This is a genomic window from Neorhizobium sp. USDA 3394 (genome assembly GCF_056280385.1).
In genome coordinates this window covers 1,862,670-1,884,877 of sequence record NZ_JBWCDU010000002.1, presented here as the reverse complement: position 1 = coordinate 1,884,877, position 22,208 = coordinate 1,862,670, and the positions used below count along the sequence as shown (strand labels likewise).

Sequence of the window (22,208 nt, the reverse complement as noted above, 5' to 3'; positions counted from 1 at the left end):
TGCTCAAAACTGATCACTGCTGATCGCCAGGCCCGGTCTCCGGTGGGTTATCGAGATGAAACCGCTCCTTGCAGAGTGCGATCATCTGGCGCACCGGAGCCCAGTCGCTCAGTTCCTCGCGGTAGATCACCCCCGTCCGCGTATGCCTGTAGTTGAGGTTGACCGGCACCGGGACGATGCGCGGGCAGGAGGTTGCAAGAACGGCCGCATCGGGCAGCAGGCAGAGGCAATCGCTCCGCTGAAGAATGGACAATGTCGAATGCAGGCTCTCGCAGCTCAACCGGATGTCGGGCTCCCGCCCCAGCCGCTCGAAAAGACCGTGCTGCGTGGTTGCCTGATAGATCGGAAGCTCGGAATGGACGAGCCAGGGATAGTCGAGCAGGCGCTCCGGTGGAACCGCTCCTGCGCCATCGCGCGCGGCGAAGATCGGATGATCCTCGCGCGCCATCACATTGTTGATCACTTTCGTCAGCGCAAGTGCGACGAGGCGGAAGTCTTGCGGATCATCGATGGTCACTCCCGTGAACAGCATGTCGAGGCGCCCCTCCAGGAGATCGGTGAGCGAAGTCGCATAACGGCTGTTCCTTAGTTCGAACACGATCTTGGGGAATCGTCGCTGCATGTCGACGAGCAGTTCGGGCAGGATTGCAGGACGCCACATCGGTCCGGCGCCAATCCGGAGATAGGCCTTGCCTATTGCCCTGTCGGACATCAGCTCCTGCTCGGCCACCTCCCAGTGCCGCATCATCCGCAACGATTCCGACAATACCCTCTCGCCGAACAGCGTCGGACGGACGCCGCGTGCATGCCGGTCCAGAAGCGGCCGCCCGAAATGGGCCTCCAACTGGGCGAGAGATCGAGACAGGGCGGGCTGCGTAAGGTTCAGCCGCTCGGCGGCACGACGCAGGCTGCCTTCCTCCACAATCGCCTGCAGACGGAAGAGGTGGGTGATCTGATCCAGCATGGCAGTGATAAGCTTCGTTTATCGGTCGCGCCGTTAATTGCATTTTTCGTGCATTGCCTCAACTGGTATGACTTTAGAACGCCAAGAATGTGTATTTGGCAGAATCTTATTCGCTACATGCAGCCTGTCTGGCCGGGGAGCGGGCAAGTCAGGCTCTCGGGGAGGAGAGCATGCGAAACCGATTGATTTTGTCCGCCTTGACGGCGGCTTTTTTATCCGTGCCGCCGATTGCCAAGGCAGAGGTCGCGAACAGTCCCGAGACGCTTGCGCTCGCCGGCATTCTGGATAACGACACCTTCGACCGTGCCGGCCTTTCCATCGGCCATCGCGCCCAATACTGGATGCCGGTCTTCGACACGCTGCTCTACACGGCGCCCGATGGCAAGACGATGCCGAACCTGGCCACCGAATGGCGCTTCAACGGCGACGGCACGGAGCTGACGCTCAAGCTGCGCGAAGGCGTGAAGTTCAGCGACGGAACGCCCTTCAATGCGGAAGCGGTGAAGGCAAACCTCGAATACCTGCGCGATGGCGTCGGGCAGAACACCTGGATGGCTGGCGCCATCAAGAGTGTCGAGATCGTAGGCCCTGTCGAGGTGAAGCTGCATCTCAAGGAGCCAGATCCGGGCATGCTCTTCAATCTGGCGACCGTCGGCGGCGCTATGGCGAGCCCCGCGACGCTCGGCAAGGCTGATTCCAAAATGCTTCCGGTCGGCTCCGGGCCCTACATCTACGATACGGCGCGCTCGGTGACCGGGCGCCAATACGTCTACAAGCGCAATCCGGATTATTGGAATGCAAGCGCCTTCCCGTTCGAAACCATGACGATCACACCGATCAACGATCTCAGCGCGCGGATGAATGCGCTGAAATCCGGCCAGGTGGACGCTGGCGCGGGCGAAGGGCAGGTCGTCACCGAGGCCGAAGCGAGCAAGCTGACGGTCTCCAGATTGCCCGTGGACTGGCTGGGTCTGTTTCTCTCCGACCGCGACGGCAAAATGGTGAAGGCGCTGTCCGACGTCCGCGTCCGGCGCGCGCTCAATATGGCATTCGATGAAAAAGCGATCCTGAAATTCGTCGCCAGGGGTTACGGCGAGGTCACGGACCAGCCCTTCGTTCCGCCGAGCGAGGCCTTTGATCCATCACTCGACGGGACCTATCAGTATGATCCGAAGGCGGCCCGTGCGCTGCTTGCCGAAGCGGGGTATCCAAACGGCTTCAGCGTCACCATGCCGGATATCGGCACGCTTGCCCCCTACACGCCGATCATCACCCAGCAGCTCAAGGATATCGGCGTCACCGTCAGTTGGGTGAAAGTTCCGCCGAATGTCACGATCGCCGAGTTGCTGTCCGGCAAATACCCGATGTTCCTCTTCCGTCTGGGCAGCCAGTCGCCCTGGGCCGACTTCAACAAATTCGCCTTCGCAAACTCCCCCTGGAATACTTCCAAGGCAAAGGACGAGAAGCTGGAGGCCCTCCTGAAGAAAGCCCAGTTCACGCCTCCGGGCAAGGAACAGAATGCCGCGATGCAGGCCGCCAATCGATACATGGTCGAGAATGCCTTTTTTGCGCCCTGGTTCCGCATCGACAGCATCTACATCTCCAACGCGCAGGTGAAGGTGCAGATGCAGGCCCAGAACATCGTGCCTTGGCCGCGCAATTATGCGCCCGCAAAGTGAGTTCGGACGCCGATGATACGGTATCTTCTGAAACGGGTTGCTTCCGGCATCGCGCTGCTTTGCCTGGTCTCGACCGTAACTTTCATGATGGTTTTCGGCGCCACGGGCAATGTCGCCCGCAACATCCTCGGTGAGAATGCCACGGCCGACCAGGTGACGGCGCTGAACAGCCGGCTGGGGCTCGACCGACCGCTGATGGTCCAGTTTGGCGATTGGGTGAGCCATGCCGTCCGCGGCGACCTCGGCCCGTCATGGACGATGAGCGAGAGCGTGGCATCGGCACTTGCGAGCCGGCTGCCCGTCACCCTGTCGATGGTGACGATCGCCGTCGCGATGATGGCACTGCTTTCGGCGATGCTCGGCATTGCCGCGGCTGTCCGCGGCGGCTGGGCGGACCGCGTCATCCAGATCGTCAGCGTCGCGGGTTTTGCCATGCCGAACTTCTGGCTTGGCCTGCTGCTGGTCCTCACCTTCTCGGTCAAGCTCGGTTTGTTGCCTGCAACAGGTTATGTTTCGTTCGGCGCTTCACCATCCGCTTGGGCGGCTTCCCTGGTGCTGCCCGTAACGTCGCTGGTGCTTTCGGGAATAGCCTCGGCCTCCCAGCAGATCCGGGGCGCGGTTATCGATGCGCTCAAGCAGGACTACGTGCGCACGCTCCGCGCCCGCGGCGTCAGCCCGCGCTCGGTGCTCTATCGCCATGCACTGCGCAATGCGATGCCGGCGGCTCTGACCGTCCTGTCGGTACAGTTCATTGCCCTTCTTGGTGGTGCCGCCGTGATCGAGCGCGTATTCGCCATTCCCGGCATGGGCTCGTTGACGGTCTCGGCAGCGCTGATCGGCGATGTTCCCGTGCTCATGGGAGTGGTCGTCACCCTCATCATCGTGGTCGTTCTGGTGAACATACTGATCGACTTCCTAAACGCATGGGCAAATCCGAAGGTGAGGATGTCATGAGCGATATCAACACTGCCCAGGCGCCAATCCCCGCCGCTACGCAGCGCCGTCATTTCGTCCGCTCGGTGCTCACCAATCCGACAGGTCTTGTCGCCTCGCTGGCGCTGCTGGTCGTCGTCGCGTCGGCGATCTTCGCGCCTCTGCTTGCACCCAACGACCCCTCCGCCGTCCAGATATTCAAGGTCAACGCCGTCGCCGGCGACGGTTATCTCCTCGGCGGCGACGGTTCGGGGCGCGACATATGGAGCCGTCTCGTGCATGGCGGCCGCAACACATTCCTCGGCGCGCTGATCACGGTGGTCATCGCCGCATCCATCGGGGTGACAGCGGGGCTCTTCGCCGGCTTTTACGGCAGGAAGCTCGATCTGGTGGCCCGCTGGATCTCCGACGGCATCATGGCACTGCCGGCGCTGATCGTGCTGCTCGCCTTCTATCAGGCACTCGGGGCTTCGATCTATCTGTCGATGGCGGTCTTCGGGGTGATGCTGTCGCCGGGCTTTTTCCGGCTGACGCGCAATCTCGTCAACGGCGTCAAGCACGAACTCTATATCGACGCGGCACGGGTCTCGGGCCTCAGCGATCTCCGGATCATCACCCGGCATATCCTGCTTTCCGTGCGGGCGCCGGTGGTCATCCAGACCTCCATCGTCGCCGGCATTGCGATCGTCGTCCAGTCCGGTCTCGAGTTCCTCGGGTTGGGCGACCCCAGCACGCCGACCTGGGGCGGCATGCTGCAGGACGCCTTCTCCAACATCTATGTCTCGCCGCAGGCGATCCTCTGGCCGGGGCTGGCAATCACGGCGACGGTGGCGTCGCTGGTGCTGCTTGCGAATGCCATTCGCGACCGCATGCAGCAGGGCGGCGTTCAGGTCAGAGCGCCGAAGGTCCTTCCCCTGGCGGCGAGCGAACCGCTGCCGCAGGCCGCACCCGATGTGCTCCTCGACGTGCGGGACCTGGTCGTTGCCTATCCTGCGAACGACGGCTGGCGCGAAGTCGTAAAGGGCGTGAACCTCAGCCTCCGGCGCGGCGAAGTTCTGGGGCTCGTCGGCGAAAGCGGATCGGGCAAGAGCCAGACGGCCTTCGCCATCCTCGGACTTCTCTCGCCGGGTGGTCGGGTTCTCTCCGGCTCCATCCTCTTCGACGGTATCGATCTCGGAAAATCTTCCCAGCATGAGGTCCGGGCACTTCGCGGCAAGCGCATTGCCTATGTTCCCCAGGAGCCGATGGCCAATCTCGATCCGGCGTTCCGGATCGGATTCCAGCTTGTCGAGCCGATGATGACGGTGCTTGGAATCTCCCGGGCGGAAGCGACGCGGCGGGCGCTGAGACTGCTTGCCCGCGTGAAGCTGCCGGATCCGGAACGGGTATTTCGCGCCTATCCGCACGAGATCTCGGGGGGCATGGCCCAGCGCGTCCTGATCGCCGGTGCGGTCGCCTGCAGCCCCGACCTTCTGATCGCCGACGAACCGACGACTGCGCTCGACGTAACCGTGCAGGCGGAAGTGCTCGATCTTCTGCGCGATCTGCAAAAGGAGTTCGACATGGCGGTCATGCTGGTGACCCACAATTTTGGCGTCGTGGCGGATAGTTGCGACCGGGTGGCCGTCATGAAGGATGGCAGGGTCGTCGAAACCAATACGGTGACGGAACTGTTCGCCGCTCCGGCGCACGACTACACCCGCATGCTTCTCGACTCCGTTCTCGAGGACGGGCAGACCCGCACATATCGACCGCCGATGACGGAGGAGATGCGCGCATGAACGATCAGATCCTTGTCGATTGCCGCGACGTGAACGTCCATTTCGGCGCCCATCATGTCCTGAGACACGTCAATCTCACCATCCGCCCCGGCGAAACCGTGGGGTTGGTGGGCGAGAGCGGGTCGGGCAAGACCACGCTCGGGCGCGCCATTCTCGGCATCGGCCCGGTCAGCTCCGGCGAGATAGTGTTCGACGGAGAGAATATCGCCGGGGTGCCGCCCCGTGCGCGCAAAAGCCAGGCGGCCATCCAGGCGGTCTTCCAGGATCCCTACAGCTCGCTCAATCCGTCGATGACGATCGAGGACATCCTGACGGAACCGATTATCGCGCGCCGACTCGCCTCGCGTGCCGATGCCTCCAGGCAGGTCCGAAAACTGCTCGATCAGGTTGCGCTGCCAAGCGACGCGGCGGAACGGTTTGCCCGCGAGTTTTCCGGCGGCCAGCGCCAGCGGATCGCCATTGCCCGCGCGCTGGCGCTGTCTCCGCGCCTCATCGTCTGCGATGAACCGGTCTCCGCGCTCGATCTTTCCACCCAGTCCCGGGTGATGGACCTGTTCATCGAGATCCAGGAGCGGACGGGAGTCGCCTATCTGTTCGTTTCCCACGATCTGGCCGCGGTGCGCCACATCTCACACCGGGTTGCGGTGATGCGTTTCGGCGAGATCGTCGAATTTGGAGAATGCGATCAGGTGACGGCGCGTCCCGCTCACGACTACACGAAGCGCCTGCTTCTCGCCGCCCCGGTTGCCGATCCCGCAAGGCAGGCGGAACGGCGCGCCGCGTTTCGCGCCCTCGAAATGACGGCCTAGACCGATGCGCGCGATCGTCCTGATGTTCGACAGTCTCAACCGCCGCCTTCTGCCGCCCTACGGCGACAGGATCGCCCATGCGCCGAATTTCGGGCGGCTTGCGGAAAAGACGGCCACGTTCGACCGCTGTTATGCCGGTTCCATGCCCTGCATGCCGGCGCGGCGCGAAATGCATACCGGCCGGTACAACTTTCTCCACCGGTCCTGGTCGCCGATCGAGCCGTTCGATGACAGCGTGCCGGAACTGCTGAGAAACGCCGGGATCTACACCCACCTGGTCACCGATCATCAGCACTATTGGGAAGATGGCGGAGCCACCTATCACACGCGCTTTTCCTCGCACGAGTTTTTTCGCGGCCAGGAGGGCGACCTCTGGAAAGGTATCGTCGAAGGTGTCGACCGCGGGCGTCTCGCCGACTTCCTCTACCAGATGCGGCGGCAGGACCCCATCAACCGGACCTATCTCAAGGACGAGCGTAACCATCCGCAAACCCGGACCTTCGATGCCGGGCTTCAATTCATAAAGGACAATGCCGGCCAGGACGACTGGATGCTGCAGATCGAGACATTCGATCCGCACGAGCCGTTTTTCAGCTATGCCGAATATCACGCGCTCTACCCCGATACGGGCGAGGATTTCGACTGGCCGCCCTATGATCGCGTCACCGAGGCGGACGAACGGGTTCTCCAGGCGCGGCACCGCTATATGGCGCTGCTTTCGATGTGCGACCGCAATCTCGGCCGGCTGCTCGACATGATGGACGAAAAGAACATGTGGGACGATACGATGCTGATCGTCTGCACCGACCATGGCTATATGCTCGGCGAAAGGGGCTGGTGGGGCAAGTCCGTCATGCCGTGGTACGACGAGACGATCCACACGCCCTTCTTCGTCTGGGATCCGCGGGCCGGGGTTGCCGGCGAACGGCGCTCCGCGCTCGTTCAGACCATAGACATAGCGCCGACGCTGCTCGACCTCTTCGGACTCCGGCCAACGCCCGATATGCAGGGAAAACCGCTTCTCGACACAGTCAGGAACGATGCTCCGGTCCGCAAGGCCGGACTGTTCGGGAATTTCGGGGGGCACGTATGTGTTACCGACGGCCGTTACGTCTACATGCGATGCTGCGCCGCCGAGGACAATTTGCCGCTCCATGAATATACGTTGATGCCGACCCACATGCGCGCCCGCTTTTCCCCGGACGAACTGTCGAAGGCGGAACTCGCGCAGCCTTTCTCTTTCACCAAAGGGGCTCCTGTCCTGCGCATACCGGGATGGACAATCCGGGGACCCTGGGTCTTCGGGACCCTGCTCTACGATCTTGAGACGGATCCGGAGCAGAAAAATCCGCTCAGAGATGATAGAGTTGAATTGCGGATGGCCGAGTTGCTCGTGGATCTGATGCGCGCCTCCGATGCGCCGTCCGATCAGTTCGAACGACTGGGCCTTCCCGAGACGGGACCGGTGTGCAGCGAGCACCTGCTGGTCGAAAGACAATGGGCGCAGGTGGTTTCCGGCCAGCGCAGCGTGGCGCGGGCAAGCGATTTCCCCCCGGGGGCTCGAGTGGCAAATATTCCGATCGCGAAACTCATGGCCGACGAAACCGCGCGCCGCATCCTGATTGCGGAGGTTCCCCGTCTTGCGGACAAGCCGCTGCCGGCCCCACTCGCCGCAAAGACGCTTGTGCAGGCCGCAGCGGCCTTGCCGGAACTGGACCGGGAAAAGCTCGAGGCGCTCGAGCGTGCGCTCACAGAGCAGGTTTGAACGGAGGGATCGATGCCGTCGACACTGGATCATCTGACGATACCGCCCTTCAATCTCGATCGCGAAGCGATCGACTGGGTGACCCGGACGTTCCGGACCCTGGACGATACCGCGCGCGCCGCCCAGCTGTTTAATCTCAATTCGCGCGGCGACGACCGCGAGACGGAGATCCTTCGGCTTGGCGAGCTGCAGCCGGGTGGCATCACCCGTTATTTCGGTGCCGACGGCGATGCGGGAACGCGAGCATATGGCGGCGATCCAGGCCGGCGCCAAAATCCCTCTGCTCGTTTCCGCCGATCTCGAAGGCTCTCGCATGAGCCTCACCTTCGGCACGGCCGTTCCCAATCCATTGGCGCTTGCCGCCGTCGATGACGTCGCGCTGACGGAGGCGATCTCCGACCTGATGGCGCGCGAAGCCCGGTCCGTCGGGATCAACTGGTCCTTCACGCCGGTTCTGGATATCAACGCTGCCTTTCGCAGCCCGATCGTCGCAACGCGGGGATACGGCTCGGATCCGGCGCTGATCAAACGTCATGCGCTTGCGCAGATGCGTGTCTTCCAACGCCTCGGCCTTGCCGCGACCGTCAAACATTGGCCGGGCGAAGGCTATGACGAACGCGACCAGCACCTGGTCACCACCATCAATCCGTTGTCGATGGAAGAATGGCGCGCCACGTTCGGCGTGCTTTACAAGGCCGCCATCGACCAAGGGGTCAAGTCGGTCATGTCAGCGCATATCGCGCTGCCGGCCTATCTCCTGGAACGCGATCCCGAGGCGGGTGAAGAAGCTTATCTTCCGGCTTCGGTCTCTGCGCCGCTCAATACCGCACTCCTGAGGGGTGAACTCGGCTTCAACGGCCTGATCGTCTCCGATGCAAGCGAAATGGCAGGCCTTTCGGGCGTGATGCCGGCGCATGACGCGAAGATCGAGATCATTGCGAGTGGTTGCGACATGGTTCTTTTCTCCTCGAAACCTGAAGCGGAAATCGCTGCCGTGCGTGACGCCGCCCATTCCGGGCGCATTTCAGCCGAGCGTTTCCAGGACGCGGTCACACGCGTCCTCGCCCTCAAGGCGTCGCTCGGCCTGCATCGCAGCGTCGAGATGCCGATCCATGTGAGGGAACCGTCGGGCCAGGAATGGGCCAGCGAGGCTTTTGCTCGCGCCCCAACGCTGGTGAAGGACAGGAACGGCACGCTGCCGCTCGATCCTGAAAAGCATCGCCGCATCCTTGTCGTTTCCGGCGGGATCGTCGAGCCGATGCCGAATGCGAGGCTGGATTTCAAGCTGCCGGAAATGCTGGCTGCCGAGGGTTTCGAGGTGACCCTTAGTCCCTATGGCACGCCGCTCGATGCGGAAGGGCACGACCTCGTCCTCTATCTGTTCGGCGAGGAGACGCTTCTGACGCGGGGGCGTATTTTTCTGGACTGGCGCGCACTTCATGGGGATTTCAGGGCCGCCATGAAACGGCCGTGGACGAGCCTGCCGACGGTGATGATCTCCTTCGGCTTTCCCTACTACCTCTACGACGCCCCCCGGGTGCCCACCTATATCAATGCCTATTCCACCCACGAGGCGATGCAGGCCGCAGTGCTGGAGGCGCTGATGGGGCGGAGGCCGTGGAATCGCAACAGTCCCATCGATCCCTTCGCCGGAGCGCCTGACGCACGATATTGACGGGCTCCGGGCAGGCGCCGGATGAAGGGCATGAGGCGCCCCTCCGATCGACCAGACCGAGGCGCCACCGTGCAATCAAGGACCACTATCCTTTCCAGCCACGATGTCATAAGCGATCCGGAAGCCGGTATTGCTTGAGGCGCTGTCCGGGGAAAGGCCCATCCGCGCTGCGATCCGGTACCGATAGCAGTAGCTTTTGTGGCAGAGGAACGAGCCGCCCTTCAGCACCTTGTCGGAGAAGCGCTTCGCATGCTCGTTCCGCGTCTTCGCCTGTTTTGAGAGCGAGCGCACCTTGAAAGGATCGGCTGTCCATTCCCAGACATTGCCGGCGAGATTGTAGAAACCGGCTTTATTCGGGGCGAAGCTGCGCACCGGCGCGGTGCCGAAATATCCGTCCTGCAGCGTGTTGGTGTCGGGAAAGCGGCCCTGCCAGATATTGCAGAAGATCGACTCATCGGTCGGTTCCTCCTCGCCCCAGGGATACCGCCGGCGGCGGTTGCCGCCGCGCGCGGCGTGTTCCCATTCCGCTTCCGTCGGCAGTCGGCCGCCGACCCACTTTGCGAATGCGAGTGCGTCGTTCCAGGAGACGTGGGTGACCGGATGGTCAAGCCGATCGTCGATCGAACTGCCGCGGCCTTCCGGCTGCCGCCAGGTGGCATTGTCGATGCGCGTCCACCAAGGGGTCCCGGCGACACCACCCGTCGCAAGTCTGATGTCGCCGAGCAGCGGTGCGAATACGGCGGAAGAGCCGAAGCGTTCCGATTCCGTGACGTATCCGGTCGCTTCGACGAACTCGGCAAACCGGCGGATCGTGACCGTCTCGGCCTCGAGGTGGAAATCCTGCAGCGAGACCTTGCGCTCCGGGCCCTCGCCATCGGCGGGAATCACCGGGTCATGGGTTCCGACGAACGTGTCGCCGCCCTTGACGGCAATCGTTTCCCCCCGGAGGCCGCGAGAGATCGTGTGTGCCGGTGTGTCGAATATTCCCTGCTCCGTTTCCCGTCTTGATCCTGAACAGCAGCCACCCATCGCGTTTTCCTGATATGCCTTCATTTCTTCCACGGACTTTCCGGCCGCCAGCCTCCTCGTCCGCATCGACGCTTTTGCCTTGGCAAATGTATAAACGCTCGACCGCGGGAATGCCAAAAGCAATCGGACGACGAATGCCGGAAATGCGCCCATCCCGCGGCGTTGTGCACCTGCTCTTTCGCACTTGCGAAGGGGATCACAAAACAAACATCATTTCCGGTCAACTAGATCGTGAACGGTCTCCAGCCCTGATCAAGGCTGCCGGATCGCGCCGTCGGACGAGACGATCGACTCGTTCGGTCACTAGGAATGCACACTAGGCTACTAGGGGGAAATTGCATGGAGAGATCGATGACCGAAGTGTCCAGCAGATAGGCCCGCCCATTTTAATGCGGCAAGGAAATCTCACGCATCACGGGCGCGGAACCTGCGGCTTGAAAAGGAGCCGGAATTCCGCGGAAAAGGGTAGCTACGGAATGATGTCGCTCACGTACGATCGGTATTTGTCGCGAAGAGGTCGGTCATGAGCATCGCCGATCGCCTGGTCACCGGAAGTCTCTGGGTCTCCCTCTCGAGGGTCATCGTCAATGGCTTGTCGACCCTCAGTACCATCATCCTGGCCTGGTACTTGCTGCCGTCGGATTTTGGCCTCGTAGCGCTTGCGACGACCATGCTCGCCATCGTGACGACGATAACCGAGCTTTCGTTGAACGAAGCTCTTATCCGTCACGAAGCCCCGGAAGAATCCCATTTCAGCGCCGCATGGACACTGGCTGCGACCCGCGGCCTGATATTATGCGCCTTGTTCGCCGCGTTCGCCTATCCGGCGTCCCTCATCTACGACGAGCCGCGCCTTTTCGACGTCCTCCTTGTGCTGAGCCTTAGCCTGCTCATCAACGGGTTCGCAAATCCGCGAAGGATCATGCTCCAGCGGGAGCTGATTTTCCGGCAGGAGTTCGTGCTGAACGTTGCCCAGAAGATCGCCGGATTTGTGGCGACCGTCGCCATCGCCATCATCTATCAAACCTATTGGGCGCTTGTGGTCGGCACATTGGTGATGCAGATCACCAATGTCGTGGCGTCCTATTTCATCCTGCCGTTCCGGCCCCGGATCACCTTCTCCCACATGCGCGAATTCTTTTCGTTTTCGATCTGGATTACCGCCGGGCAGATCGTCAACACGCTCAATTGGCGTTTCGACTACCTGCTCATCGGCAAGCTGCTGACTGGCTCAGCCCTGGGATATTATTCGCTGGGCGGGCAGCTCGCGATGACGCCGACGCGCGAAGCGACCGCGCCGCTGACCGCCACCATCTATCCCGCTTTTGCCAATGTCCGCCATGATCCCGCCCGTCTCGCCGCAGCCTATCAGCGAGCGCAGGCATTGCTGACGGCGGTTGCGTTACCCGCCGGGATCGGAATGGCGGTCATCGCAGATCCCCTGGTCAGGCTCGTGCTGGGTGAAAAGTGGCTTCCGGTGATTTTCATCATCCAGGCGCTGGCGTCCGTTTATGCGCTGCAGACATTGGGATCCCTCAATCAGCCTCTCGGCATGGCGCTGGGGCAAACCCGGACCCTGTTCATCCGCGACGCGCAGATGCTTCTCGTCCGGATCCCGGTGATCACGATCGGCCTGGTGTTCTGGGGGCTTCCGGGGTTGATTTTCAGCCGCGTGCTCACCGGCCTCTTCAGCGCTTTCGTAAACATGCTCATCGTCAAGCGCTTCATAGATGTTTCGGTCTCGGCACAGCTATGGGCAAATTTCAGAGCGCTTGCGAGCTCAGCCGTGATGGCTGTCGGCGTCGCGCTTACCGATCGCTACATGGGAGTCGAAACCACGCATACAGGGCTGGTCCTGCAGCTTGCCGCCCTTATCTGCCTTGGAGGCGTTCTCTATTGCGGCTCCAGTCTCTTTCTTTGGCTGGTGATGGATCGTCCAAACGGTCCGGAGACTGAAGTCAGAAAGATCGCCGCCAAGGTCTTGTCCAAAGTCAGTCACGCCTGATCGCGGGGCTTGTTGTTCTAAACTTTTGAAAGAGAGGCATAATGTCAGGTGCTCAGCAATCCGAACTTATCACCAAGCTTCAGGACAGGACCCACGATTGCCTTAAGGAGTTCATCCGGCCCGATGAACCGATAGCGATACTGGACTTTCCTGATATCAGGAATTGCGGAGATTCCGCGATCTGGCTGGGAGAGATGGCCTATTTGCAGCAGCGATATGCAAAGCGGCCTTCCTATGTTTGCACGACCGATGATTTTTCACCGGATGAACTCAAGAGCTCTGCCCCGAACGGCCCGATCTTCATCCATGGGGGTGGCAATTTCGGCGATATATGGGTGTTTCACCAGGATTTCCGGGAACGCGTGATGGAGCTGTTTCCCGACCGGCAGATCGTCCAGTTTCCGCAATCGATTCACTACAAGTCCGCGGAGCGGCTGGAGCAGAGCAAGCGCGCGATCGGCAAGCACAGGAACTTCGTGCTCCTGGTGCGCGACGAGGAGTCGTTTCAGTTCGCCAAGGAAAATTTCGATTGCCAGGTCTATCTGTGCCCGGACATGGCATTCTGCATCGGCAGGATAGAGCCCGCTGCGCCGCAATTCCCGGTCCTCGCAATGCTCCGCCAGGACAAGGAGCAGGTCGGAACGGTCGATTTTTCCGCCTATCCGGACATCCCCAAGGAGGACTGGATTACCGAGAGCCGATCAAAGGTGCGTGTTGCAAAAGCGCTCGGGGCGGCCTCCGCACTGCTGCATCTCACCCCTTCCGAAATGCGGCTGCGCAAACTGGATGCGGCCGCCAACAACCGCTTCCAGCGCGGCATACGGCAGATTTCCCGCGGCAAGGCCATCGTGACGGACCGTCTGCATGTGCATATCTGCTCGCTTCTCATCGGACGCAGCCATGCTGTGCTCGACAATAATTACGGAAAAATCCGCAGATTCATGAACGCCTTTTCCGGAGGCACCGATCTCTCCTACAAGGCGACTTCGCTCGACGACGGCATCCGATGGGCAAAAGAACGGGCAGGTGTCGCGGCATGACGCTGCCTGAGATCAACGACCGGAGGCTGTCATGAGTGTTGTGACCTTCATCATCCCCGTACGGCACCAGGACAACGCGCGCGACTGGGCCATCCTGAAGCGAAACCTGACCCAGACCGTGGCATCCATCGCGAACCAGACCAATCCCGACTGGCGGGGGGTCATCGTCGCCAACAGAGGGGCTGATCTTCCCGCCCTGCCGGAGAAGTTCTCGGTGGCATGGGTGGACTTTCCGCCGAACGACATCCACGAGCGGGGCGATGCGACGGAAGAGGATTTTCTCGATTCATTCCGCGCCGACAAAGGCCGCCGCGTGCTTGCGGGCATGCTCACGGCCCGCGATTGCCGCTTCTTCATGATCGTCGACGATGACGATTTTGTCAGCGCCCGAATTACCGCATATGCTGCCCGGCACCAGAACGAGAACGGTTGGACGATCGACAAGGGCTATATCTGGGACGATGGCGGCAGCATTCTGCTGTGCCGCGACCAGTTCAACCACTATTGCGGAACCTCGCTGATCATTCGTTCGGACCTCTACGGACTGCCGTCAAAGGCGGAAGACGTTTCGCTCCAATGGATCAAGGACATGCTCGGCAGCCATGTCCGCATAGAATCCATCCTGGCCGAACGCGGAACGCCCTTGAACGCGCTGCCATTCAGGGGTGCGGTCTACCGTGTCGCCCACAAGGGATCGCACAGCAAGGCGCCCAGCCTGATCCACATGTATTTCCTGAACAGGAACGTTCTCAGGCAGCCTGTCCGGGTTCTCAAGAACTTGACGAAGCTCCGGCCGCTGTCAGCGGGATACAGAAAAGAGTTTTTCGGGCTTGCCGCCGGAAAGACGGATTAGATATCGCGGCGCATCGATGGTAGCGGCGAAAGCGGCCGGAACCTGATGGCCGGCCGCTTCGGATTTCGTCGCGGCAATTAAACGGCGCCGCGGGTTTCCACGTAGACCGCATAGACCGAGTGGCTGCTCGCCATATAGAGGCGGTTCTTCTTCGGGCCGCCGAAGACGAGGTTCGGGCATCGCTCCGGAAGCTTGATGAAGCCGATCGCCTTGCCGGCCGGGTTGAATATCTTGACGCCGTTCAGATCCTCGGGCCTGGCGCCTGCAGCGCCGTTCGATCCCCAGCCGCACCAGAGATTGCCATCGACGTCGATCTTTAAGCCGTCGAGACCGCCGTTGTCGTCGGCCGTCACCAATGCCGTCTTGTTCGACAGTTTCACGCCATCCGCGCCGACATCGTAGCTCCAGATGATGCGGAATGGCGATGCGCGCCCTTCGACGATGTAGAGCTTCTTTTCATCCGGAGAAAACGCGAGGCCGTTCGGGCCTTTCAGCTCGTCGGTAACGAGGCCAAGCTTGCCGTCCGGCGATATGCGATAGACGGAGTGCGGCAGCTCCGCCGTGCCCTTCTCGCCCTCCCACTCGCCGGCGATGCCGAAGGGCGGGTCCGTGAACCAGATGGAGCCGTCCGACTTGCAGACGATATCGTTCGGGGAGTTGAGCTTCTTGCCGTTGTAGCTGTCTGCGAGCACGGTGATCGATCCGTCATATTCGGTGCGGGTGACCCGGCGCGTCAGATGTTCGCAGGAAAGCAGGCGGCCTTGGCGGTCGCGGGCGTGGCCGTTGGCATAGTTGGCGTTGGCGTTGTAGACGCTCCAGGTCTCGTTGGCTTCGTCATAACGCATGACCCGGTTGTTCGGAATGTCGCTGACGAGCAGGTAACGCCCGTCGCCGAACCAGACAGGACCTTCCAGCCAGCGGGCGCCGGTGGCGACCTGTTCGAGCGAGCTGCTGGCGACACGATATTTCGTAAAGCTCGGATCGAGGACCTGGATGGCGGGATCGGGATAGATGGGGCTTGGCGTAAAGCCGATCGCTTGCGCGGATGCCATTTTCGGGAGGGTGGTTGCCAGAGCGGCCGCTGAGAGCGTCATGATGTTGCGGCGTGAAAAATTCACGGGGAAATCCTCTCATTATGGATAGTTGATTTCATATCAATTTAACCGGTTTGACGGGGAACCGAGACCACGGTCCGCCACCCAGATAAAGGCAGTCCATTGTGCGCCGCAACAAACAAGATCGCCTTCTGCCGCCTTTGGTTAAGCAGTGGTGAAGTCTGGGCGGAGGTTCGAGCGAACCTTTGATGCGCTGCGGCAAGAGTAAGATTTTATTATGAAAAAGCGCCTATGAAAAAGGTAGGATCAAGTTCGATCACCATGCGCATGATGTGCACCGTCCGGCACTGCTCCGGTATTTTTTACTTTTCGATGCACTGTCGCTCTTTCACGGTTTTTTGAGGTATCTGATGCTCAAGAATTTGAAGATTAAAACAAAATTTCTCATGGCGATTGCCATCCTTGCCGTCATTTCCCTGGCAGGCCTGATGTACGTCACCAGCAGGTTCACCGCCGCCAACGAGGCCTATTCCGGCTTCCTGCAGAAGGAAAGCAACGCAGCGACCTTCGGACCCCGCGGCGCGGCCGGCATGTGGACCTCGACGACATGGCTGAGCCGCGCCCTCGCCCAGGACCCGGCAAGCGCGGCTTTCCAGGATCTCTCGGGCCGGTTTTCCAAGGAATTCGCGGGCGCCCGTGACCGCCTGAGCCAGATCCCGGCGCTGGTCCCGAGCCGCAAGGCGGCGATCGACGAACTGCTTGCCGGTGCGGACGCGCTGAAGGCAATCGGCGACGATCTTCTCAAGGCCCATACCGCAGGCGACCAGGAAAAGGTCCGTGCGCTCTCGGCCAAGCTCGACCAGGCAATCGTCGACCTCTCGCCGAAATTCGGCGCCAATAACGGCGCCATGGCCGAAATCCTCAACAACGGCGCCAAGACGCTGAGCCAATCGGTCTCCAGCACGATCACCTATGCGATCGGCGGCATGCTTCTAGGCATTGTGATCGCCGCCGTGCTGTCCATGACCATTGCCCATAAGGGCATCACCGCGCCGATGGCCCGCCTGCGTGAGCGTATGGCGTCGCTGGCTGCCAGCCAGACGGAAGCTGCCATAGACGGTCTCGACCGCAAGGACGAGATCGGCGAAATGGCCAAGGCCGTCGCCATCTTCCGCGACAACGCGCTGGAGCGTGCCCGCCTGGAACGGGAAGCCGAAGACAATCGCGGCCTGTCCGAGCGCGAGCGCATAGAGCGCGAAACCCAGAGGACGCGCGAAGCCGCCGAGATCAAGTTCGCCGTCGAAAACCTGGCAGAGGGCCTTAGCCATCTGTCGGACGGCAATGTCTCCTATCGCATCGAAAAACAGTTCACCGCGACGCTGGACGGTGTCCGCAACGATTTCAACGCCTCGGCTACCAAGCTGCAGACGGCCCTGGAGCAGGTGGCGGAGAATGCCCGCAGCATCCAGGCCGGCTCGGCGGAGATCAAGGCAGCCGCCGACGATCTGGCCAAGCGCACCGAGCAGCAGGCGGCTTCCGTCGAGGAAACCGCCGCGGCTCTCGAGGAAATCACCACCACCGTCAAGGACGCCACCAAGCGCGCTCAGGAGGCCGGCGCGCTCGTTGCCCGCACCCGTAGCGGTGCGGAAAACTCCGGCGAGGTCGTCCAGCGCGCCGTCAGGGCGATGGAACAGATCGAGAAGTCCTCGGGCGAGATTTCCAACATCATCGGCGTCATCGACGATATCGCTTTCCAGACCAATCTTCTGGCATTGAACGCCGGCGTCGAAGCGGCCCGTGCGGGCGATGCGGGCAAGGGCTTTGCCGTCGTCGCCCAGGAAGTGCGCGAACTCGCCCAGCGTTCAGCCAAGGCCGCCAAGGAGATCAAGGCCCTGATCACGACGTCGAACGAGCAGGTCAATGCCGGGGTGCAACTGGTGGGCCAGACCGGACAGGCGCTGGTAACGATCGTCGCGGAAGTGCAGGAAATCAACCGGCACGTGAATGCCATCGTGGAGTCTGCCCAGGAACAGTCTTCGGGCCTTCAGCAGATCAACACGGCCGTCAACCAGATGGACCAGGACACTCAGAAGAATGCCGCGATGGTCGAGGAATCGACCGCGGCAAGCCATGGTCTCGCCCGGGATGCGGCATCGCTCAACGAACTGCTGGCCCAGTTCAAGCTGCCCGGTCAGCGCCACGTTCCGCGTGCGGCCGATCGCCGCGACACGCCGGCCGCCTCGCCGGCCCGCAATCTGGCCCGCAGGGTTGCCACGGCCTTCTCCGGCGGCTCCGCGGCCGCTGCGGTCAGCAACGATTGGCAGGAGTTCTAGGCGCGCCTGCCGGGATCTGGCATCGCACGGTATTTTGGAAATGGTGCAGGGTCCTTCCGGACCTTGTCACCGGCTCCCCGTATCCGAGCGCTATCTGACCCGCGGCTAAGAGCCTTCGGAGGCTGTCCCAAACCTCTCACGAACGCCCGCCGCACTCGGCCGGCGTCGCCGAGACCGACGGTCTCGGCAATCGCGCATCCCGCCGATCAGCACCAAGAACCTGCACGTCTATCCGCCGAGATCGACAAGCGTCGAAAACTGCGACTGGCCGCCAGGCCGACGCTGATGGCATATCACTCAGAACAGATCCGGCCTGATTCCGGCGGCACCCAGCAGGAAGTCGCGGCTTGCCTCCAGTTCCGACCTCAGCCTGGCGATGTCATGACCAAGCAGCGTGCCCTGCCATTTGCGGATCTTGCCGGCGCAAAGCACCGTTGAGACGTTGGACCGCTCCATCAGGGTGACGACGGCGCCGGGGACGTGGTTCAGCGGGGCGACGTTGATGGCATTGGCATCGAGCAGAATGATGTCGGCTTCCTTGCCCGGCGTCAGCGTGCCGGTCTTGTGGTCGAGCTTGAGGCCCCGCGCCCCTTCGATCGTCGCGAAGCGGATGACGTCGATCGCCGACAACAGCTTCGGATATTCCTCGCCGCGCAACGCCTTGTCGTTCGCCAGCATTCGCTGCAGCGTGATCGCCGAGCGCATCTGGGTGAACATGTCGGCGGTCATGGTGCATTCCACATCCGTCGACAGGGACGGTTGAAGGCCGAGATCGAGCGCCTGTTGAAGCGGCGGGTTGCCGTGCCGCATCTGCATCTCGATCGGTACCGAGAGCGATATATGCGAGCCCGCATCGGCGGCACGCTTCCAGGCCATGTCGCTCATGCCGGTCATGTGGATGAAGATATTGTCCGGTCCGAATTTTCCGGCCTCCGCCAGCTGGTCGAAGACCGGCTGCATGCCGAAGGTGCCGACCACGTGCAGCGCGATCGGAATTCCGAGCTCCCGGCCGAGCGCCCAGGCCTCCTCATGGAACGGCAGGTAGATTTCGCCGCCCATGACCATGGTCAGCAACTGGTCGTCGCTCGCAAAATGCTCGGCCTTGATGCGTCGGGCATCGCCCGGATATTTTGCAGCGTCGCCCCAGCCTTCGAAATAACCGAAAACGCCGCGCCGCCCGGCATCGCGAAGTGCGGTGATCGCCGCATCGGAATGTTCCGGCGAATGGTGGATCTGGCTGACATCCATGACGGTCGTCACGCCGGCATCGATCTGGGAAAGCCCGCCGAACAATTCCGAAATGTAGACATCCTGCGGCCGGTAGAGGACCGAGAACTTCTGGAGCAGCCATTCGTAATAGTTGGCAGCACTTTCCGGCCGCCCGTCATTGATCAAGATCGCATTGGCAAGCAGGCTTCGAAGCGCCGTCTCGAACTGGTGGTGATGGGTGTCGATGAAGCCCGGCATGACGACCGTCCCGGAAGCGTCGATAACGGCGGCCTCCGGCGCGTTGATCGAGGCGGCGACCTCGACGATCCGCGATCCGCGGATCAGCACGTCGCCCCTGGCAAAATTGCCGACGGCGCTATCCATGGAGAGCACCGCGCCCCCGCGGATCAGGGTAAGGCGATCGGGATCGCCAACGCCGACCGGCATGCTGGCCGGCGCGGCAATAATCTTGCCGGAGCCGCTACCGAGTTCCGCCGGCGCATGCGCCCGGTTATTGCAGAATCTGCACATGGTCTTCCCCTCCCAGCCTGAAATGACGATGCTCCCGGTCGCCGGTGCGGCGTCGGAGGGCTTCGCTACGACGCGTCTCTCAGCGCGCGGCTGCCTGCCACAGCGCTACCGACGGGTAATCCTTGCCGTTCCAGTGCTTAAGCTTCTCCGCGAATTCGCGCTGGAAGGAGAGGGGGCCGCTCTTTGCCATGTAATCCTCGTCATAGATGGCGATGAAGATCGTCAGCGACAGGAAGAAATGGGCGCCCATCTCGAACAGCGCCACATAATCGTGGTTGATCAGAGCTTCGCGTTCCAGGTCGGTAAGGGAGTTGACGGTCGAGATTTCCGCGTCGTTCAGCTTCGGGCCGATCGACTGCTCCCAGCTGGCGACGAGCGAGCGCGGGTCTTCCTTGTAGCGGCGAAGCAGTTCCGGGTCGCGGTCGACGGTAAACAGGAACTTGTTCACATAATACTTGCTCATGCGGCTGCTCCTTCCGGATACCAGGTGAAGTATGCCTCCATCGTGTGGAAGAGGTCCAGATTGTCATGATAGGCGGTCGGGATCGGCCCGGCGATCCCCATCATCAGGATCAGGTCCATGAAGCCATGGGTCGCGTTGCCGCTCTTCGTCATGCTTTCATGGGTGACGTTGGCGAGGATTTCCTCGATATTGCCGGTCGACAGCCATTCGATCGCCTTGCGGTCGAATTCCGGATCCGGGCCGGTTTCCTTGAACTGGCGCGGGCCTCCGAGTTCGAGCGACAGGTGCCCGCTGCCGACGGCGGCGATGCGCTTGTCGGAGGGGAACTCGTCGATGATCTCGCGAATGGCGCGGCCAAGATCCCAGAAGCGTTTTGGCGAGGGCAGGGGCGGCGCGAAGATATTGGTGTAGATCGGCACGACGGGCAGGTCGGCATCGGGACGGGTGGTGATGATCGGGCAGATGATCGAATGGTCGAGCTTCAGTTCATGGCTGAAGGCGAAGTCGAAACCGCGGTCCATCAAGCCCTGGTGCATGAAGTTCGACAGTTCCTCGTGACCTTCCAGCACATATTTCGGAATGCCGAACTCGCGCTCTTCATTATAGAAGGTCGCGTCGTAGCGCGGCGCCTTGCCGATCAGGAAGGTCGGATAGTTGTCGAGGAAGAACTGGTGGAAATGGTCGGCGCCGACCATGACCAGGATATCCGGCTTGGCGCGGGTCAAGGTCTCGCGATAGGCCTCGACCTTGCGTTTCCATTCCGCCGCCTGCGGCATCTGCTGTTCCGGCGGCATGGTTGTCGCCTTCAGGTAAAAGGGGTGGTGGGTGGTCGCAAGGACCGCTGCCAGGGTTGCCATCTTCTCCTCCGAATTTGTCCTGTCTCTTAGACCGAATTCCTAACCCGCCACAGCCGCCGTCTCCGTTTCCAGCGCCGGCCAGGCTGTCGGATTGCTTTGCAGCGCCGCGCGGATCTCGTCCCCGTGCTGGTTGACGACCGGCGCGGCCCGCACCGTCTTTGCGTGTTCGCCATCGAACGAATAGGCGGGCCGCACGGTCTCCTTGGCACCTTCGATCCGGCCGGCGACCGGTACGAACATTTCAAGATGCTGTGCCTGCGGATCGTTCACCACATCCGGGATGGTGTTGATCGGCGCGAAGGGCACGTCGAATTTCGAGAAGCGCTCCACCCATTCCGGCCGGGTCCTGGTGGAAAAGATCGCGTTGAGCTCGGCGTTCAGCGCGTCGTAATTATCGATGCGCTTCAGCCGCTGCGAGAACCGTTCGTCCCTGGCAAGTGCCTCGCCCTCGATCGCCTCGACCAGTGCATCCCAGAACTTGTCGAGCGAGGACAGGTGGAAGGCAAACAGCTTGTCGTCCCTGCAGCGGACGATGAAGGCCTGCGCAAGGCGCGGACGATCGACGCCGCTCGGTTCTTCGCCAAGGGCGAAATAGCCCATGAAGGGCTCGACCGCGAAATGCATCATCGCCTCGACCATGGAAATGTCGATGCGCTTGCCCTTGCCGGTGCGGCCGCGTTCGATCAGCGCCGCCGAAATGCCGAGCGATGCATAGATGCCGGTGATCGCATCGGCGAGCGCCGGGCCGATGAAGCGCGGTTGTTCGGGATCGATCGAGACGCTGAGAAACCCGCTGACGGCCTGCGCGACGGAATCGTAGACCGGCCGCTGCGCATAGGGACCGTCGGGGCCAAACCCGCTGATCGAGCAGTAGATCAGCCTGGGATTGATCTTCGACAGCGTTTCGTAGTCGGCGCCGATGCGGCCTGCCGCGCCGGGGCGGAAATTCTGGATGTAGACGTCCGCCTGGGCGATGAGCTGGTAAAAGACGTCGCGGTCCTGCTCGTTTTTGAGATCCAGCCCGATCGCCCGCTTGTTGCGGTTATAGGCCTGGAAATGGGCGCTGTAGAAACCGGTCTTGAAGCTGCGATAGGGATCGCCATTGCCGGCCGACTCGATCTTGATGACGTCGGCGCCGAGATCGGCAAGCATCATGCCGGCGCAGGGGCCGGTAATGAACGTGCCCTGTTCGACGATGCGGATTTGGTCCAGAGCTTTGAGCATGTC

Annotated in this window: 16 protein-coding genes and 1 pseudogene; 10 read left to right on the top strand and 7 right to left on the bottom strand. The window is 61.7% G+C overall.

Annotated features, from left to right (window positions below; genetic code table 11):
• Nucleotides 1-13: 13 nt before the first annotated feature.
• Complete coding sequence (locus tag ACZ9EJ_RS30480; protein ID WP_046629660.1) at nt 14-964, bottom strand: LysR family transcriptional regulator; 951 nt, start codon at nt 962-964, stop codon at nt 14-16.
• Between the two features lie 170 nt (nt 965-1,134).
• Here ACZ9EJ_RS30480 and ACZ9EJ_RS30475 point away from each other — a divergent pair, with 170 nt between their 5' ends.
• From ACZ9EJ_RS30475 to ACZ9EJ_RS30450, 6 genes and pseudogenes are all read left to right on the top strand, one after another.
• Nucleotides 1,135-2,643, top strand: a complete 1,509-nt coding sequence (locus ACZ9EJ_RS30475) for an ABC transporter substrate-binding protein (RefSeq protein ID WP_046640023.1) — start codon at nt 1,135-1,137, stop codon at nt 2,641-2,643.
• Nucleotides 2,644-2,655: 12 nt separating this feature from the next.
• On the top strand, nt 2,656-3,597 hold the full coding sequence (locus tag ACZ9EJ_RS30470) for an ABC transporter permease (RefSeq protein WP_046640024.1): 942 nt from the start codon (nt 2,656-2,658) through the stop codon (nt 3,595-3,597).
• A complete protein-coding gene (locus ACZ9EJ_RS30465; RefSeq protein WP_046629657.1) occupies nt 3,594-5,357 on the top strand; it encodes a dipeptide/oligopeptide/nickel ABC transporter permease/ATP-binding protein in 1,764 nt (587 codons plus the stop codon). The genes ACZ9EJ_RS30470 and ACZ9EJ_RS30465 overlap by 4 nt, the downstream gene beginning before the upstream one ends.
• Nucleotides 5,354-6,166, top strand: a complete 813-nt coding sequence (locus ACZ9EJ_RS30460) for an ATP-binding cassette domain-containing protein (RefSeq protein WP_046629656.1) — start codon at nt 5,354-5,356, stop codon at nt 6,164-6,166. Before ACZ9EJ_RS30465 ends, ACZ9EJ_RS30460 begins: the two co-directional genes overlap by 4 nt.
• A 4-nt stretch (nt 6,167-6,170) precedes the next feature.
• A complete protein-coding gene (locus ACZ9EJ_RS30455) occupies nt 6,171-7,931 on the top strand; it encodes a sulfatase family protein (protein WP_046629655.1) in 1,761 nt (586 codons plus the stop codon).
• Between the two features lie 12 nt (nt 7,932-7,943).
• Nucleotides 7,944-9,606 (top strand): annotated as a pseudogene (locus ACZ9EJ_RS30450) (glycoside hydrolase family 3 protein).
• A gap of 75 nt (nt 9,607-9,681) precedes the next feature.
• On the opposite strand, the gene ACZ9EJ_RS30445 reads toward ACZ9EJ_RS30450, so the two are convergent.
• Nucleotides 9,682-10,635, bottom strand: a complete 954-nt coding sequence (locus ACZ9EJ_RS30445; RefSeq protein WP_046640061.1) for a formylglycine-generating enzyme family protein — start codon at nt 10,633-10,635, stop codon at nt 9,682-9,684.
• Nucleotides 10,636-11,158: 523 nt separating this feature from the next.
• Here ACZ9EJ_RS30445 and ACZ9EJ_RS30440 point away from each other — a divergent pair.
• The 3 genes from ACZ9EJ_RS30440 to ACZ9EJ_RS30430 are packed head-to-tail and all read left to right on the top strand — an operon-like array spanning nt 11,159 to nt 14,533.
• Nucleotides 11,159-12,640 (top strand): lipopolysaccharide biosynthesis protein, encoded by a 1,482-nt coding sequence (locus ACZ9EJ_RS30440; RefSeq protein WP_046640025.1) that lies wholly within the window; start codon nt 11,159-11,161, stop codon nt 12,638-12,640.
• Between the two features lie 41 nt (nt 12,641-12,681).
• Nucleotides 12,682-13,680 carry a polysaccharide pyruvyl transferase family protein gene (locus tag ACZ9EJ_RS30435; RefSeq protein WP_046629652.1) on the top strand — a complete coding sequence of 333 codons (999 nt, stop codon included), beginning with the start codon at nt 12,682-12,684 and terminating at the stop codon, nt 13,678-13,680.
• Between the two features lie 31 nt (nt 13,681-13,711).
• On the top strand, nt 13,712-14,533 hold the full coding sequence (locus ACZ9EJ_RS30430; protein WP_046640026.1) for a hypothetical protein: 822 nt from the start codon (nt 13,712-13,714) through the stop codon (nt 14,531-14,533).
• A gap of 77 nt (nt 14,534-14,610) precedes the next feature.
• Here ACZ9EJ_RS30430 and ACZ9EJ_RS30425 read toward each other — a convergent pair whose 3' ends face one another.
• Complete coding sequence (locus tag ACZ9EJ_RS30425) at nt 14,611-15,651, bottom strand: SMP-30/gluconolactonase/LRE family protein (protein ID WP_046640027.1); 1,041 nt, start codon at nt 15,649-15,651, stop codon at nt 14,611-14,613.
• Between the two features lie 347 nt (nt 15,652-15,998).
• Here ACZ9EJ_RS30425 and ACZ9EJ_RS30420 point away from each other — a divergent pair, with 347 nt between their 5' ends.
• The gene (locus ACZ9EJ_RS30420) at nt 15,999-17,921 is read left to right on the top strand and encodes a methyl-accepting chemotaxis protein (protein ID WP_046640062.1); all 1,923 of its coding nucleotides are present in this window, start codon (nt 15,999-16,001) and stop codon (nt 17,919-17,921) included.
• A 297-nt stretch (nt 17,922-18,218) separates the two neighbouring features.
• On the opposite strand, the gene ACZ9EJ_RS30415 is transcribed toward ACZ9EJ_RS30420, so the two are convergent.
• From ACZ9EJ_RS30415 to ACZ9EJ_RS30400, 4 genes are all read right to left on the bottom strand, one after another.
• Nucleotides 18,219-19,661 (bottom strand): amidohydrolase family protein, encoded by a 1,443-nt coding sequence (locus ACZ9EJ_RS30415; protein ID WP_046640028.1) that lies wholly within the window; start codon nt 19,659-19,661, stop codon nt 18,219-18,221.
• Nucleotides 19,662-19,740: 79 nt separating this feature from the next.
• A complete protein-coding gene (locus tag ACZ9EJ_RS30410) occupies nt 19,741-20,124 on the bottom strand; it encodes a hypothetical protein (protein WP_046640029.1) in 384 nt (127 codons plus the stop codon).
• Entirely contained in the window at nt 20,121-20,981 is an 861-nt protein-coding gene (locus tag ACZ9EJ_RS30405; RefSeq protein WP_046629636.1) for a DODA-type extradiol aromatic ring-opening family dioxygenase, read from the bottom strand. Before ACZ9EJ_RS30405 ends, ACZ9EJ_RS30410 begins: the two co-directional genes overlap by 4 nt.
• A gap of 39 nt (nt 20,982-21,020) precedes the next feature.
• Nucleotides 21,021-22,205, bottom strand: a complete 1,185-nt coding sequence (locus ACZ9EJ_RS30400) for a CaiB/BaiF CoA transferase family protein (protein ID WP_046629634.1) — start codon at nt 22,203-22,205, stop codon at nt 21,021-21,023.
• Nucleotides 22,206-22,208: the final 3 nt, after the last annotated feature.

Excerpts from the sequence above, each read along its gene's own strand:
- ACZ9EJ_RS30460 (WP_046629656.1), top strand. The coding sequence starts at position 5,354 with ATGAACGATCAGATCCTTGTCGATTGCCGCGACGTGAACGTCCATTTC.
- ACZ9EJ_RS30480 (WP_046629660.1), bottom strand. The coding sequence starts at position 964 with ATGCTGGATCAGATCACCCACCTCTTCCGTCTGCAGGCGATTGTGGAG.
- ACZ9EJ_RS30430 (WP_046640026.1), top strand. The coding sequence starts at position 13,712 with ATGAGTGTTGTGACCTTCATCATCCCCGTACGGCACCAGGACAACGCG.
- ACZ9EJ_RS30415 (WP_046640028.1), bottom strand. The coding sequence starts at position 19,661 with ATGTGCAGATTCTGCAATAACCGGGCGCATGCGCCGGCGGAACTCGGT.
- ACZ9EJ_RS30440 (WP_046640025.1), top strand. The coding sequence starts at position 11,159 with ATGAGCATCGCCGATCGCCTGGTCACCGGAAGTCTCTGGGTCTCCCTC.
- ACZ9EJ_RS30400 (WP_046629634.1), bottom strand. The coding sequence starts at position 22,205 with ATGCTCAAAGCTCTGGACCAAATCCGCATCGTCGAACAGGGCACGTTC.
- ACZ9EJ_RS30475 (WP_046640023.1), top strand. The coding sequence starts at position 1,135 with ATGCGAAACCGATTGATTTTGTCCGCCTTGACGGCGGCTTTTTTATCC.
- ACZ9EJ_RS30465 (WP_046629657.1), top strand. The coding sequence starts at position 3,594 with ATGAGCGATATCAACACTGCCCAGGCGCCAATCCCCGCCGCTACGCAG.
- ACZ9EJ_RS30435 (WP_046629652.1), top strand. The coding sequence starts at position 12,682 with ATGTCAGGTGCTCAGCAATCCGAACTTATCACCAAGCTTCAGGACAGG.
- ACZ9EJ_RS30445 (WP_046640061.1), bottom strand. The coding sequence starts at position 10,635 with ATGGGTGGCTGCTGTTCAGGATCAAGACGGGAAACGGAGCAGGGAATA.
- ACZ9EJ_RS30405 (WP_046629636.1), bottom strand. The coding sequence starts at position 20,981 with ATGGCAACCCTGGCAGCGGTCCTTGCGACCACCCACCACCCCTTTTAC.
- ACZ9EJ_RS30420 (WP_046640062.1), top strand. The coding sequence starts at position 15,999 with ATGCTCAAGAATTTGAAGATTAAAACAAAATTTCTCATGGCGATTGCC.
- ACZ9EJ_RS30455 (WP_046629655.1), top strand. The coding sequence starts at position 6,171 with ATGCGCGCGATCGTCCTGATGTTCGACAGTCTCAACCGCCGCCTTCTG.
- ACZ9EJ_RS30470 (WP_046640024.1), top strand. The coding sequence starts at position 2,656 with ATGATACGGTATCTTCTGAAACGGGTTGCTTCCGGCATCGCGCTGCTT.
- ACZ9EJ_RS30410 (WP_046640029.1), bottom strand. The coding sequence starts at position 20,124 with ATGAGCAAGTATTATGTGAACAAGTTCCTGTTTACCGTCGACCGCGAC.